12 protein-coding genes and 1 other RNA gene are annotated in these 14,284 nt (G+C 67.3%); 12 read left to right on the top strand and 1 reads right to left on the bottom strand.

What is annotated here, in order from left to right; translation table 11 throughout:
- Window positions 1-504, bottom strand: a 504-nt coding sequence (locus V7Q81_RS10340) for a DUF1269 domain-containing protein (RefSeq protein WP_333842867.1), incomplete at its 3' end; no start/stop codon positions are given.
- 120 nt (window positions 505-624) lie between these two features.
- Here V7Q81_RS10340 and rnpB point away from each other — a divergent pair.
- The 12 genes from rnpB (at window position 625) to murC (ending at window position 14,171) form a co-directional block, all read left to right on the top strand.
- Window positions 625-1,190: RNase P RNA component class A (gene rnpB / locus V7Q81_RS10335), an RNA gene on the top strand.
- Between the two features lie 247 nt (window positions 1,191-1,437).
- Window positions 1,438-1,884 (top strand): division/cell wall cluster transcriptional repressor MraZ, encoded by a 447-nt coding sequence (mraZ, locus tag V7Q81_RS10330; RefSeq protein ID WP_333842865.1) that lies wholly within the window; start codon window positions 1,438-1,440, stop codon window positions 1,882-1,884.
- On the top strand, window positions 1,881-2,810 hold the full coding sequence (gene rsmH, locus V7Q81_RS10325) for a 16S rRNA (cytosine(1402)-N(4))-methyltransferase RsmH (RefSeq protein WP_333842863.1): 930 nt from the start codon (window positions 1,881-1,883) through the stop codon (window positions 2,808-2,810). The genes mraZ and rsmH overlap by 4 nt, the downstream gene beginning before the upstream one ends.
- A 97-nt stretch (window positions 2,811-2,907) precedes the next feature.
- Window positions 2,908-3,195 (top strand): cell division protein FtsL, encoded by a 288-nt coding sequence (ftsL, locus tag V7Q81_RS10320; protein WP_333842861.1) that lies wholly within the window; start codon window positions 2,908-2,910, stop codon window positions 3,193-3,195.
- Window positions 3,192-4,928: a peptidoglycan D,D-transpeptidase FtsI family protein gene (locus tag V7Q81_RS10315; protein WP_333842858.1), complete on the top strand. Its 1,737-nt coding sequence runs from the start codon at window positions 3,192-3,194 to the stop codon at window positions 4,926-4,928. Before ftsL ends, V7Q81_RS10315 begins: the two co-directional genes overlap by 4 nt.
- Window positions 4,925-6,463, top strand: a complete 1,539-nt coding sequence (locus V7Q81_RS10310; RefSeq protein ID WP_333842856.1) for a UDP-N-acetylmuramoyl-L-alanyl-D-glutamate--2,6-diaminopimelate ligase — start codon at window positions 4,925-4,927, stop codon at window positions 6,461-6,463. Before V7Q81_RS10315 ends, V7Q81_RS10310 begins: the two co-directional genes overlap by 4 nt.
- Window positions 6,460-7,839 carry a UDP-N-acetylmuramoyl-tripeptide--D-alanyl-D-alanine ligase gene (locus tag V7Q81_RS10305; protein WP_333842854.1) on the top strand — a complete coding sequence of 460 codons (1,380 nt, stop codon included), beginning with the start codon at window positions 6,460-6,462 and terminating at the stop codon, window positions 7,837-7,839. Before V7Q81_RS10310 ends, V7Q81_RS10305 begins: the two co-directional genes overlap by 4 nt.
- A 2-nt stretch (window positions 7,840-7,841) precedes the next feature.
- Window positions 7,842-8,927, top strand: coding sequence for a phospho-N-acetylmuramoyl-pentapeptide-transferase (mraY, locus tag V7Q81_RS10300; protein ID WP_333842852.1), 1,086 nt, complete (start codon window positions 7,842-7,844; stop codon window positions 8,925-8,927).
- Window positions 8,928-9,092: 165 nt separating this feature from the next.
- Entirely contained in the window at window positions 9,093-10,484 is a 1,392-nt protein-coding gene (gene murD, locus V7Q81_RS10295) for a UDP-N-acetylmuramoyl-L-alanine--D-glutamate ligase (protein ID WP_333842849.1), read from the top strand.
- Window positions 10,481-11,644, top strand: coding sequence for a putative lipid II flippase FtsW (gene ftsW, locus V7Q81_RS10290; protein WP_333842846.1), 1,164 nt, complete (start codon window positions 10,481-10,483; stop codon window positions 11,642-11,644). Before murD ends, ftsW begins: the two co-directional genes overlap by 4 nt.
- Window positions 11,641-12,753: an undecaprenyldiphospho-muramoylpentapeptide beta-N-acetylglucosaminyltransferase gene (murG, locus tag V7Q81_RS10285; RefSeq protein ID WP_333842843.1), complete on the top strand. Its 1,113-nt coding sequence runs from the start codon at window positions 11,641-11,643 to the stop codon at window positions 12,751-12,753. The genes ftsW and murG overlap by 4 nt, the downstream gene beginning before the upstream one ends.
- Entirely contained in the window at window positions 12,750-14,171 is a 1,422-nt protein-coding gene (gene murC, locus V7Q81_RS10280; protein ID WP_333842842.1) for a UDP-N-acetylmuramate--L-alanine ligase, read from the top strand. The genes murG and murC overlap by 4 nt, the downstream gene beginning before the upstream one ends.
- The last annotated feature ends 113 nt before the right edge of the window (window positions 14,172-14,284 follow it).

Below are 14,284 nucleotides of genomic sequence, written 5' to 3'. Positions count from 1 at the left end.
GGCAGGGAACGTGGGCTCGACCCCGTGGTCGCTCGCTTCGGGATGAGTGCGATGGACCAGCTCCATGATCTCGTGGGTGCGGCGGAAAGGCACATCCACGATCATCAGCACCTTGCCCGCTTCGATGTCCTTTTCGAAGGGCTTCAGGCGGGAATTGGGCACCGCCGAAGCTGCTAGGCTTGCCACCCAGGCACCGAAGAGGGCGCCGAGGAGAGCGGTCACCAGGATGGTCACGAGCTGCAGGGACACGCCTTCGGGCGGGAAGAAGACCACCACCAGACCGCCCAGAACCCCCGCGACGCCACCGATGGCCATGCCCAGCTCCGCGCCGTGTACCAGGTCGGTTTTCTGGAACACCGTCGCTTCAGGCATGTCGGGGGGTAGAGTACCCCGCTTGGCGAGAAAGCGGATGTGGCGCTCTTCGATCCGGGCAAGGAGCAGGTCGTCCAGCATCTTGCGGGCGGATGCCACGTCCGGCAACACGAAATAAAGCCGTCGTCTCATCGCTTGCCTCCTTGAACCGCGTTCCAGTAATGGGGGCGCGCCCCCTGGACGCGCCGTCTCTACTTCCTGGCTAGTTAAACCTACTCAATTAGTCAAGCATTTGATGTTAACATTCCCTTGGAAGCTGGCCAGGCAGCCGCTGCCTGGGGGTGATGCCCCGGGGAGAGGAAAGTCCGGGCTCCATAGGGCAGGATGCCGGCTAACGGCCGGAGGCCGTAAGGCCATGGAAAGTGTCGCGTTGCTCGCGATACTTCGGCGCAGACAAACCTGTCGGTGGACGGGGAAGGAGGCGGAGGAAGCCGCTTGACCCCGACGGTCGGTGGAGAGGGTGCTTGGAAAGCGCTTTCTGGCCGACAGGCTCCGTCGAGGCCGGGGTGCAACAGAGAACAGACCGCCTAAGCGTGTACCGACCCACGCCGGCAAGGGTGAAACGGTGCGCATCGTCTTGAGGCGATGCGGCGTCGGCGCAAGCCGGTCGCGGGTAAGAGCCCACCGCGTCCGTGGAAACACGGACGGCACGGCAAACCCCATCCGGAGCAAGGCCAAATAGGGGGACTCGAGCGTGGCCCGCGCCATTGTTCCCGGGTAGGCCGCTGGAGCGTCGGGGCGACCCGGCGCCTAGAGGAATGGCTGCCCAGGGGGGGATGCTCCCCTGACAGAACCCGGCTTATCGGTCAGCTTCCCTTTCCTTTTTCCGCCCGCGTCCCGGCAGCATCGGCCGTCCCTTCTTCCTTTCTATCCGCTTCAAATGGCAAGGAAATCCGCCGCCCAGGGGCATGCCCGGAGCGGCTTTAAGTCTTTGTCGAAAAAACAGAAACCGGAGGCTTGGCGCTTGACCGGGCATGGTTTTTCTCCTATAGTGCAAAAAAGTGGGAGAAAGTGGCGAAATCTGGGAGAAGGTGGGAGATTTCGCCACGGTGAAAAGGGGATTTCATGTTCCGCGGGGTTGCCCAGCTCAGTCTGGACACCAAAGGGAGGCTCGCCATGCCCGCCCGTTACCGGGAGAGCCTGCTCGCCCAGTGCGCCGGCAAGCTGGTCATTACCGCGGATCCGAGCCGCTGTCTCCTTGTCTATCCCCTTCCCGAGTGGGAGCCCATCGAGCGCAAGCTGAACGGCCTGTCCAGCTTCAACCCCAAGATCCGGGCGCTGCAGCGCCTGCTGGTAGGTAACGCCAACGACGCCGAGCTGGATTCCGCGGGCCGCTTCCTCGTGCCTCCGCCGCTGCGCCAATTCGCCGGTTTGGACAAAAACGTGGTGCTGGTGGGCCAGGGGAACAAATTCGAGCTGTGGGACGCCCAGCAGTGGGAACGGTTGATGGAAGAGGCGCTGGCTTTCAAGGACGGCGGGATTCCGCCGGAGCTGGATGGATTCTCCCTGTGAGCGAAGCCCGGGCCCATCGACCCGTCCTGGTGGACGAGGTGATGGAAGCGTTGCGTGTCCGGCCGGCGGGCGTCTATGTGGATGCGACCTTCGGCCGCGGGGGTCACAGCCGGGCGATCCTCGCGCGCCTGGGACCCGAGGGGCGTTTGATCGCCCTGGATCGGGACCCGGCGGCGGTGCAGGCCGCGCAGGCTCTCCCGGATTCCCGGCTGCGGGTGGTCCACAGCCGCTTCTCGCGCCTTGGAGCAGTCGCGCGGGGGTTAGGGGTGGAGCGGGGGGACGGGGTGCTCTTCGACCTGGGGGTCTCGTCGCCCCAGCTGGAAGAGGCGGCCCGGGGTTTCAGCTTTCGGCTGGAGGGGCCCCTGGACATGCGCATGGATCCGGGGGAAGGCATGAGCGTGGGGCAGTGGCTCGCCCAAGCGACGGAACGGGAAATCGGGGAGGTGGTGAAGCGCTATGGCGAAGAACGGTTTGCTAAACAGATTGCAAGAGCGATTGTCGCGGCTCGAGCACGCAAACCCATCGCGACGACCCGGGAGCTCGCGGCCATCGTGGCCCAGGCTGTCCGGACGCGGGAACCCGGTCAGGACCCCGCGACGCGGACTTTTCAGGCTCTACGGATTTTCATCAATCAGGAGCTTGAGGAGCTGCCGCTAGGGCTGGCGCAGGCCCTCGAGCTTCTCAATCCCGGAGGACGGTTGGTGGTGATCAGCTTCCATTCCCTCGAAGATCGGATCGTCAAGCGTTTCCTGCAGGAGGAAGCGCGGCCTGGTGGAGTGCCGGCGCGGTTGCCTCTACGCGCCGAGGCGCTGCCTGCCCCGCGGGTGCGCATCGTCGGCCGGCCGGTGCGACCGGGCCCGATGGAGGTGGCGGCGAACCCCCGTGCCCGCAGTGCGATCCTGCGAACCGCCGAGCGCCTGGGATGAGCCTCCTGCCGTTGTACTGTCAGCCGCGAGGGATCTCTAGCATGGGACCGACGCGCTCCATGCGCCCCGCTTCGTTCGAATCGGTCGGGGGTTCGCCTTGACTCGCCTGAATCTGAGCCTATTTGCGCTTCTCCTGGCCTGCGCGCTCGCGGTGGTGACCGGGCAACACGAGGCGCGCAAGCTGTTTGTGGAGCTGGAGAAGGAACGGCGGGAAGCAAGGCGCCTCGACGAGGAATGGGGCCAGCTCCAGTTGGAGCAGAGCACCTGGGCCACCCATGCCCGCATCGAACGGCTGGCGGTCAAGAGCCTCGGCATGCAGCCGCCGCCGCCTTCCCGGGTGCGCGTCCTGCGCCTCGCCCCTCGGGCGGCGGAGGAGGGGCAATGACCCCGGAGAGCCTGACCGGCTATGGGCTGCGGCTGCCGCGCTGGCGGGCCCGGCTGGTGCTTATATTGTTTCTTGCTGCCTTCGCTGCGCTCGCCGGGCGGGCTGCCTACCTTCAGGCGGTGAAGACGCACTTTCTGCAGCAGAAGGGCGAAGCCCGGTTCCTGCGAGTGGTGGAGGTGAGCGCCCATCGGGGCCGCATCCTCGATCGCCATGGGGAGCCCCTAGCGGTGAGCACGCCGGTGGAATCGGTCTGGGCGAGTCCGGAGGATGTGCCCTTGGATGAGAACGCCCTGGGCAGGCTGGCCGCCATCCTGGAGATGGAGCCTCGGGCACTTCTCGCTCGCATCCGGGAAAACCCGGATCGGGGCTTCGTGTACTTGAAGCGGCATCTTTCTCCGGAGGCTGCCGCCCGAGTGGCAGCGCTGCAGATCGAGGGGGTGTTCCTGCAGCGGGAGTACCGCCGCTACTACCCGTCTGGAGAGGTGGCGGCCCACCTGATCGGCTTTACCAACGTCGACGACGACGGTCAGGAGGGGATCGAGCTGGCCTATCAGGACCTGCTCAAGGGCGTGCCCGGCAGCCGACGGGTGATCAAGGACCGGCTGGGTCGGGTGGTGGAGGACGTGCAGAGCGTGCGGGAGCCCAAGCCAGGGCAGGACCTCACCCTCTCGGTAGACCGGCGCATTCAGTACCTGGCCTACCGGGAGCTCAAGCAGGCGGTGGAAAAGCATCGCGCCCGGGCCGGTGGAATCGTGGTGCTCGACGCCACGACCGGCGAGGTGCTGGCGCTTGCCAACGTGCCCAGCTATAACCCCAACGATCGGGCCCAGGCCAAGCCTGCCCGGGTACGCAACCGGGTGGTGACGGACGCCTTCGAGCCGGGCTCGACGCTCAAACCTTTCACCGTGGCGGCAGCCCTGGCTTCCGGCCGTTATCGGAGCGCGACCCCCATCGACACCCGGCCCGGCTCCCTCACCATTGGTCCGGCCACGGTGCGGGATGCCCATCCCCACGGCGTGCTGACGGTGGCCGAGGTGGTACAGAAATCGAGCAACGTGGGTGCAGCCAAGATCGCGTTGGCGTTGCCGGCCAAGGAATTGTGGAGCACCCTGGAGCGGGTGGGCTTCGGCACCCCTTCGGGATCGGGCTATCCGGGAGAGGTGAGCGGCCGGCTGCGCCCTTACCAGCGCTGGCGTCCCATCGAGCAGGCCACCATGTCCTATGGCCACGGCATCTCGGTGAGCCTCTTGCAGCTCGCTCGCGCCTACACGGTCTTCGCCACCGACGGCCGACTGCTGCCCGTCTCCTTCCTCAAGGTGCCGGCGCCCGCCGCCGGGGAGCGGGTGTTTTCGCCCCAGGTCGCGCAGGCGGTGCGGGACATGCTGGAGCTGGCGGTGCAACCCGGCGGCACCGCGCCTGCGGCTCGGGTGCTGGGCTACCGAGTGGCGGGCAAAACCGGGACCGCCCACAAGCTGGTGGATGGCCGCTACGCACCCAACCTATATGTGTCTTCTTTCGTGGGCCTCGCCCCGGCAAGTCGACCGCGGCTGGTGGTGGCGGTGATGGTGGACGAGCCCCGAGCGGGGGAATACTACGGCGGAGTAGTGGCTGCCCCGGTCTTCGCTCGGGTGGTGGAGGGCACTCTGCGGATGCTGGACGTGCCGCCCGATGCCCCCATGGATCCAGGTTTGCTCGCGCCGGAGGGACTGGTACCCGTGCGGGAGGAGGTATGAACTGCGCCCGGCTCAGCGCCGAAGACTGTGGTTTCGCCGGCCTTCCAGCCCCTGCGCGGGAAGCCCTGCAGGGTCTCGGGGTGAAGCTGCAGGGGGTGTGCATCGACAGTCGGGTGCTCCAGCCGGGGGACACGTTTCTTGCCTATCCCGGCGAACGCCAGGACGGCCGTCATTACATCGCCCAGGCGATTGCCCGGGGCGCGGCGGCGGTGTTGTGGGAACAGGAGGGTTTCCGCTGGGATCCGGCGTGGCAGGTTCCCAATCGGGCTGTGCGCGGTTTGCGGGGCATGGCGGGTTGGCTCGCGGCCCATGTCTACGGTTTTCCGTCCCGGGCCCTCTCGGTGATCGGGGTGACCGGGACCAACGGCAAGACCTCCTGCACCCATTGGATCGCCCAGGCCTTGGCGACGGCGGGTCGCCCGGCGGCGGTCATCGGCACCCTGGGGAGTGGTTTCCCCGAAGCGCTCGAGCCGACGGCCACCACCACGCCCGATCCAGTGACCGTGCAACGGCTCCTTGCCCGTTTTCGGGATGCGGGAGCCCAGGCCGTGGCCATGGAAGTCTCCTCCCATGCCCTGGTCCAGGAACGGGTCAACGGAGTCGGGTTCTCCCTCGCCCTGTTCACCAACCTGTCCCGGGATCATCTGGACTACCACGGCACCATGGAAGCCTACGCGCGGGCGAAGCTCCGCCTGTTCCAGTGGCCTCACTTAAAGTGCGCGGTGCTCAACCTGGACGATCCCTTCGGCGGCCATATCGCCGAAGAGCTGCGCGATGGCGGGGCGCCAGTGCTGGGCTACGGCTTGACCGACGACGGGGCCTGGAGCGCCGAGCGCCTGGGTGTGCCCATGGTGCGGGGTCATCTGCGGGAGCTCTCCGAGCGGGGCGTGCGGCTCGAAGTGCGCCCTCCTAGCGGCGTTGGCGTCCTGGAGAGCCCCCAGCTCGGACGCTTCAACGCAGAAAACCTCCTCGCGGTGGCCGCTACCCTCATCGCCAGCGGCATCGCGCTTCCGCAAGCCCTCTCCGCCCTCGGTCAGGTGCGCCCGGCTTCCGGGCGGCTGCAGCAACTGGGCGGAGGTGATCGGCCCTTGGTGGTGATCGACTATGCCCACACCCCCGACGCACTGGCCAAGGTGCTGGCTGCGTTGCGGGACATTATGGCCCGACCCGGCGGACGGCTTATATGCGTGTTTGGCTGCGGCGGCGAGCGGGATCGGGGCAAGCGGCCCCTGATGGGCGCTGTGGCCACCCGTTATGCGGACGAGGTGATCGTGACCAGCGATAACCCCCGCAGTGAGCCTCCTCGCCAGATCATCGCCGATATTGTGAGCGGCGCGGGGACGAACCATCGGGTGATCGAGGATCGGGCCGAGGCCATCTTCGAGGCGATCGGGCGCGCCCGCCCTGGGGACGTGGTGCTTGTTGCCGGCAAGGGTCACGAGCAATACCAAGAGGTGGAAGGCGAGCGGCGGCCTTTCAGCGACGCGGACGTGGCGAGCCGGGCGTTGGCGGCCTGGGAAGGGGCGGACCCATGATGGATCTGGAGCAAGCAGCCCGAGCCGCCGGCGGTGAGCGTAGGGGCGGCAACGTCCCCTTCACCGGCGTTTCCACCGACAGTCGCTCGGTGGGTCCGGGCGAGCTCTTCGTCGCTCTGCGGGGGCCGCGTTTCGACGGTCACGCCTTCATCGCCGCCGCCGCCGAACGGGGCGCGGCGGCAGCCTTGGTCGAGGGGGCCTGGGCGGAGGGTGCCGGGGCGGCGCCCCTGCCGCTCCTCGTGGTAGAGGACACGCGCCTTGCCCTCGGACGGTTAGCCCGCGCCTGGCGAAGCAGGTTCGCTATCCCGGTGGTGGCCCTTACCGGCAGCAGTGGCAAGACCACGGTCAAGGAGATGCTGGCCGCGGTGTTGACCGAGGCGGCCTCCTGCGCCGAGGCAGTGCTGGCCACCCGGGGCAACTTGAACAACGACGTGGGCGTTCCCCTCACGCTGCTGCGGCTAAAGGAAGGGCACCGCTACGCAGTGGTGGAGATGGGCATGAACCACCCCGGGGAGATTGCCTACCTCACTCGGCTCGCCGAGCCCACGGTCGCCTTGGTGAACAACGCCGGACGCGCCCACCTGGAAGGGTTGGGATCGGTGGAAGCGGTGGCTCGGGCAAAAGGGGAGATCTTCGAGGGCTTGCGGGTCGAGGGCATCGCCGTGATCAACGCCGACGACGCTTATGCACAGTTGTGGCGCTCCCTCGTCGGTCGACACCGGGTCATCGATTTCGGGCTGGACCATCCGGCGGCGGTGCGCGCCACGGTGGCGCTGCAGCCGCAGGCGGTCGAGCTGAAGCTCGAGCTCCCGAATGGGCACGTCCAGACCCGGCTTCAGGTGCCGGGTCTGCACAACGCGCGCAACGCCTTGGCCGCCGCGGCCGCCGCCGTGGCCCTGGAGATACCTCCCGAGCTCATCGGGCAGGGTCTCGCCCGCTTCCGTGGCGTCCCGGGACGGCTCATGCGGCTTGCTGCCATCCATGGGGCCACCCTGATCGACGACACTTATAACGCCAATCCGGATTCGGTGAAAGCGGCTCTGGCGGTGCTCTCGGCTGCTCCCGGCACGCGCATCCTGGTGCTCGGGGACATGGGAGAGCTGGGCGAGAGCGCGCAAGCCCTGCACGAAGAGATCGGACGCGCCGCCCAGCAAGCCCGCATCGACGGGCTGTATGCCCTGGGAGAGCTCACCCGGCACACGGTGCGGGCCTACGGCGCCGGCGCTCGGCACTTCGAGCGCATCGAGGAGCTGCTCGCAGAGGTGGAGAACCGGCTCGCTCCCGACGTCACGGTGCTGGTCAAAGGATCCCGCTTCATGCGTATGGAGCGGGTGGTGCAAGGCTTGAGCGCCGAGGCCACAGCGGGCGAGAGGTAGAGATGCTCCTTCTGCTCACCCAATGGCTCGCCCAGGAAGTGCGGGCGTTCAACGTGTTCAGCTACATCACCCTGCGCACAGTGCTGGCAGCCCTCACCGCCCTTATCATCTCCTTCATCGTGGGCCCGGCCATGATCCGTAAGCTCACCGCGTACAAGATCGGGCAGGCGGTGCGAGACGACGGCCCCCAGACCCATCTTGCCAAGGCGGGCACTCCCACCATGGGCGGCGCGCTGATCCTGGTGTCCATCGCGGTCACCACGCTTCTGTGGGCGGATCTCACCAACCGCTACGTCTGGGCGGTGCTGCTCACCACTCTGGGCTTTGGCCTGATCGGTTGGGTGGATGACTACCGCAAGGTGGTGCACCGCAACCCGAAAGGCCTTTCGGCCCGGGCGAAATACTTCTGGCAGTCGATCATCGCTTTGGCGGTGGCCCTCTATCTCGTTCATTCGGCTACCCTGCCAGCCCAGACCGAGCTGATCGTCCCCTTCTTCAAAGCGGTGGCGATTCCCCTGGGGACCGTGGGGTTCGTGATCCTCGCCTATTTCGTGATCGTCGGCACGAGTAACGCGGTGAACCTGACTGACGGCCTGGACGGCCTGGCCATCATGCCCACGGTGATGATCGGCGGGGCTCTCGCCATCTTCGCTTACGTGGCCGGCCACTCAGTATTCTCCCGCTACCTGGGCGTTCCCTACATCCCAGGGGCCGGGGAGCTGGCGGTGTTCTGCGGTGCCCTGGGGGGAGCGGGGCTCGCGTTCCTGTGGTTCAACGCCTATCCGGCCGAGGTGTTTATGGGCGACGTGGGGGCGCTCGCCCTGGGAGCGGCGCTGGGGGTGATCGCGGTGATCGTGCGCCAGGAAATTGTGCTGTTCATCATGGGCGGGGTGTTCGTCGTAGAGACGCTGTCGGTGATGCTGCAAGTGGCCTCCTACAAACTCACCGGCAAACGCATCTTCCGCATGGCGCCGCTACACCACCACTATGAGCTCAAAGGTTGGAAGGAAAACCAAGTGGTCGTGCGCTTTTGGATCATCACGATGATGCTGGTGTTGTTTGGACTGTCCACCTTGAAGCTCAGGTGAGGGTGTGTGGGAGAGTGCACGAGACGGCAGGTTTGGGGGAGGCTCACGTGAGGGGAGCCGAACGTGAAGCGCGCGCGGGCGCGGCCGACACCAGAACCTGCCCGTGCGCTTTTGGATCATCACGATGATGCTAGTGCCGTTCGGACTCTCCCCCTGGAAGCTGCGATGAGCGACGGGGCCATGGAGCTTTCCGGCAAGCGGGTGCTGGTGGTGGGTGCGGGCCTGACCGGACGCTCGGCGGTGCGCTATCTCCACCACCTGGGCGCACGCCTTCGCGTGGCCGACACCCGGCCCGAGCCGCCCCTGGCGAGGGAGATCGCCCAATGGGTTCCCGAGGCAGAGCTCAGGTTTGGTCCGTTCGAGGAGCGGACTTTTCGCGGAATCGATCTGGTGGTGGTGAGCCCTGGTGTTGCGTTGAGCGATCCCCATATCCAGCGTGCCCGGCAAGCCGGTCTACCGGTGGTGGGGGACGTGGAGCTCTTCGCTTGGGCCCTGGCGGCCCTGCCTTCCCCTAGGCCCAAGGTGCTCGCCATTACTGGCTCTAACGGCAAGAGCACGGTGACCGCCATGGCCGGCGCCATGGGAAAGAGCGCGGGCCTCGCCACCGTGGTGGCGGGCAACATCGGATTTCCGGTGCTGGATGTCCTGCAGGAGACTGCCGGCGCGGGACACCCCGACTTGTACGTGCTGGAGCTTTCCAGCTTTCAGCTGGAAGCCACCGAAAGCCTGCGACCCGACGCCGCGGTGGTGCTCAACGTCAGTGAGGATCACCTGGACCGCTATCGCGACCTGGAAGAGTACGCTGCCGCCAAGGCGCGCATTTTCACTGGCGAAGGCGTGCAGGTCTTGAACCGTCAGGATCCCCGCACCCTGGCCATGGCCCTTCCCGGGCGCAAGGTAGTGACCTTCGGGCTCGACGCGCCGCCAGCAGAGGAGGCCTACGGACTCATGACTGTGGAGGGCCGCCGCTTTCTCGCCCGAGGACGGGAGCAGCTGTTGCCCGTGGACGAGCTGTCCCTCAAAGGAGCCCACAACGCCGCCAACGGGCTCGCTGCCTGGGCTCTGGCGGCAGCCATCGGGCTGCCGGACGCACCCCTTGCCCAAGCGCTACGCCGCTTCCAAGGGCTGCCCCACCGCATGCAGCCGGTGGCGGAAATCGGCGGCGTGCTCTTCTACGACGACTCCAAGGGGACCAACGTGGGAGCCACGGTGGCGGCCCTCTCCGGCATGGATCGGCCGGTGGTTCTGATCGCCGGCGGGGATGGGAAAGGTCAGGACTTTGCACCCCTGGCGGCACCAGTCGCACGGCATGCCCGGGCGGTAGTGTTGCTCGGGCGCGATCAGGAGCGGCTCGCCCAGGCGCTGACGGGCTGCGCCGTGCCGCTGCTGCGGGTAGAAACGATGGAGGAGGCGGTGCGCACCGCCTACCGGCAAGCCCGTCCGGGGGATGCCGTGCTGCTCTCTCCCGCCTGTGCGAGTCTGGACATGTTCCGCAACTACGAGCATCGGGCAGAAGTCTTTGCCGCCGCGGTCCGGGCGTTGGAGGCGCGTCCATGAGACTCTACGCCGAAAGCCAGCTCGTGCGGCCGAACCCCGAGTACGATGCCTCCCTTCTCTGGAGTGCGCTGCTGCTGGCAGGTATGGGGCTGGTGATGGTCTACTCCGCGTCCATCGCCACCGCGGAAGCCTCCCGAGCGACCGGCCATCAGGCCCACTATTACCTGGTGCGCCACGCCCTCTCCCTGGCGGCCGGACTCATGGCCGGGGCGGTCGCTTTCCAGATTCCCTTGAAGCTGTGGCAGCGCTCTGCCCCATATCTGTTCCTGCTAGGCCTCGGCCTCCTCCTGCTGGTGTTGCTGCCCGGCGTGGGGCGCGAGGTGAACGGCAGCCGACGCTGGCTTGCGGTTCCCTTCTTCAGCGTGCAGCCCTCGGAGTTCATGAAACTGTTCGTGGTGCTCTATGCCGCGGACTACACGGTGCGCAGAGCGCGCCATCTCGGCAGTCTCGCTCGTGGCTTTCTACCCATGTTTGCCGTGATGCTGGCCACCGGGGCGCTGCTTCTAGCCCAGCCGGACTTTGGCGCCTTCGCTGTGATCAGCATCATCGCCATGGCGGTCCTGTTCCTTGGGGGCGTGAGCACGCGCCTGTTCGCAGGGCTGGTCGTGCTGCTAAGCGCCGGCTTCCTGCTGCTCATCTGGAGCTCTCCGTATCGCATGCAGCGCATTGTGGGCTTTATGGATCCCTGGTCCGATCCCTTCGGCAAGGGCTACCAGCTTTCCCACGCCCTCATCGCCTTCGGACGCGGTGAATGGTTTGGCGTGGGACTTGGGGCGAGCGTGGAAAAGCTCCTCTACCTGCCGGAAGCCCACACCGACTTCCTGCTCGCGGTGATCGCCGAAGAATTGGGCTTCGTGGGGGTGGCATCCGTGATTGTCCTGTTCGTCTGGCTCACCCTGCGGGCTTTCGCCGTGGGGCGCGCCGCAGCCTTGGAGGAGCAGCCCTTCGCCGCCCTGGTCGCTCAAGGCATCGGGGTGTGGCTGGCGACCCAGGCCCTCATCAACCTGGGCGTGAACATGGGGGTACTTCCCACCAAAGGGCTCACCCTTCCCCTCATGAGCTACGGAGGCAGCAGCCTGGTGGCCACGTGTGTTGCCCTCGCTCTTCTGCTGCGGGTCGACTGGGAGGTCCGTCGAATCGCGAGGGCAAGTCGGGCATGAGCCGGACGATTCTCATCATGGCTGGTGGGACGGGGGGGCATATCTTCCCTGGACTCGCGGTGGCCGATCGCCTCCGAGCCCAGGGCTGGAACGTGGTCTGGCTGGGCACCCGGGGCGGCATGGAGGGCGAGATCGTCCCCAAGCGGGGCTATCCCATGGAGTGGATCCGCTTCTCCGGCGTGCGCCGCCAGGGCCTGCTGCGCTGGGCGGGGCTGCCCCTGTTCCTGGTCCTCGCTTGTCTGCAGAGCGCCCGGGTACTGGCCCGGCGGCGCCCGGACGTGGTCCTGGGCATGGGAGGCTTTGCCACGTTTCCCGGCGGCCTCATGGCCGCCCTCCTCAACCGACCCCTGGTGATCCACGAGCAGAACGCCATCGCGGGATTAGCCAACCGGGTGCTGGCGGCCGTGGCCGACCGGATTTTGGTGGGCTTTCCCGACGCCTTCGACGCCGCAAGCGGACCCTCGAACGCCCTCGCTCGGCTGTTCAAGCCGGCGAGGAAGCCCGAGTGGACCGGCAACCCGGTGCGGGAAGAGATCGCCGCCCTGCCGCCACCGGACGAGCGTTATGGCCGACGCCAGGGGCCGCTGCGGGTGCTGGTGCTGGGCGGAAGCCGCGGTGCGCGGGCCTTCAACGAAACGCTGCCGCGCGCGATTGCCGCGCTCGCGCCCTCCGAGCGGCCCAGCATTGTGCACCAGGCGGGTGCTGGCGAGGCGGAAGCGGTGGCGCGGGCCTACCAAGAGGCGGGAGTGGAGGCGGAGGTGCATGCCTTCATCGACGACATGGCCAGCCGTTACGCGGAAACCGACCTGGTGATCTGCCGCGCCGGGGCGCTCACCATTGGGGAGCTTGCTGCGGCCGGGGTGGCGAGCCTGCTGGTGCCTTATCCCTACGCCGTGGACGATCATCAAACCGCCAATGCCCGCTTCCTGAGCGAGCGCAACGCCGCGCTGCTTCTACCTCAGCGGGAGCTCAGCCCCGAAGGCCTGGCCGAGCGGCTGCGCACCCTCACCCGCGAAGCGTTGCTCGCCATGGCGGAGCGAGCGCGGGCGCTGGCTCAGCCGGAGGCAACCAAGCGGGTGGCCGAAGCCTGCCTGGAGGCCGCGGGATGAGACATAAAGTGCGGCATATTCATTTCGTCGGTATCGGCGGCGCCGGCATGAGCGGCATCGCGGAGGTGCTGCTCACCCTGGGCTACAAGGTGAGCGGCTCCGACCTTCACGAAAGCCCCGCCACCGAGCGCCTCGCCGCCCTGGGTGCACGGGTGAGCATCGGCCACGCGGCGCAGAACGTGGCTTGCGCGGACGTGGTGGTGGTGTCCTCCGCCGTGAAGAACGGCAATCCGGAGACGGAGGCCGCGCGAGCAGCTCACATCCCCGTGGTGCCCCGGGCTCTCATGCTGGCGGAGCTGATGCGGCTGAAGCAGGGCATCGCCGTCGCCGGCACCCACGGCAAGACCACCACCACCAGCTTGGTGGCGAGCGTGCTGGCGGAAGCCGGCATGGATCCCACCTTCGTCATCGGCGGCCGGCTTGAAGCGGCGGGGGCCCACGCACGTCTGGGGGCGGGGGAGTTCATCGTGGTGGAAGCGGACGAGTCTGACGCCTCCTTCCTGCTCCTGCAGCCGGCGCTGGCGGTGGTGACCAACATCGACGCGGACCACATGGAAACCTACGGCCACGACTTCGAGCGGTTGAAGCAGACCTTCGTGGACTTCCTCCAGCGCCTGCCTTTCTACGGCATGGCCATCTTGTGCGCCGACGATCCCCACGTGCGTGCCATCATGCCGCGGGTGTCCAAGCCCATCACCACCTACGGCACGCTGGAGGGCGCTAATGTCCAGGCGGTGGCCATTCGCGCCGAGGGACGGCGTATGCGCTTCACGGTGAAGCGGCACCCCGAGCCGCGACGCCATCAGTGGCCGGCAAGCGACTTGGACATCACCCTCAATCTCCCGGGCCGACACAACGTGCTGAACGCCCTGGCGGCGGTGGCGGTCGGGCTCGAGGTGGGCGCCACCGACGACGCGATCGCCAAGGCTTTATCCGAGTTCCGCGGCGTCGGGCGGCGCTTCCAGAGCTATGGCGAGCTCGTTCTGCCTTCCGGCGGCACCTTCGCCCTCGTGGACGACTACGGTCACCACCCGGCGGAAATCGCTGCCACCTTGGCAGCAGCGCGCGGCGCCTACCCCGGACGGCGGCTGGTATTGGCCTTCCAGCCCCATCGTTACACCCGCACCCGGGATCTGTTCGAGGACTTCGCCAAAGTGCTCTGCTCCGCCGATGTGCTGCTCCTCACCGAGGTCTACCCGGCAGGAGAGGCTCCCATCGTGGCGGCGGACGGGCGCTCGCTTGCGCGGGCGGTGCGGGTGCAGGGGGGCGTGGAGCCCATCTTCGTCGAAACGGTAACGGAGCTTCCCCGGGCAATCGTGGCGGTGGCGCGGGACGGGGACGTGGTGCTCACTATGGGAGCGGGCTCCATCGGGGGCGTGCCGGCGATTCTGGTGAAACAGCTCGGCTGCGGCAGCTAACGGGTCGGTACGAATGAACATGGCGGATCTGGAACCGGCAACGAAGGAAGGACTCCGGGGCGAGCTGCGGCTCGCCGAACCCATGGACCGCCACACCAGTTGGAGGGTGGGCG

It is taken from the genome of Pelomicrobium sp. (genome assembly GCF_036803785.1).
GTDB lineage: Bacteria > Pseudomonadota > Gammaproteobacteria > Burkholderiales > UBA6910 > Pelomicrobium.
Note: the sequence above shows the minus strand (reverse complement) of the source record. Positions and strands in the feature narration are given on the sequence as shown.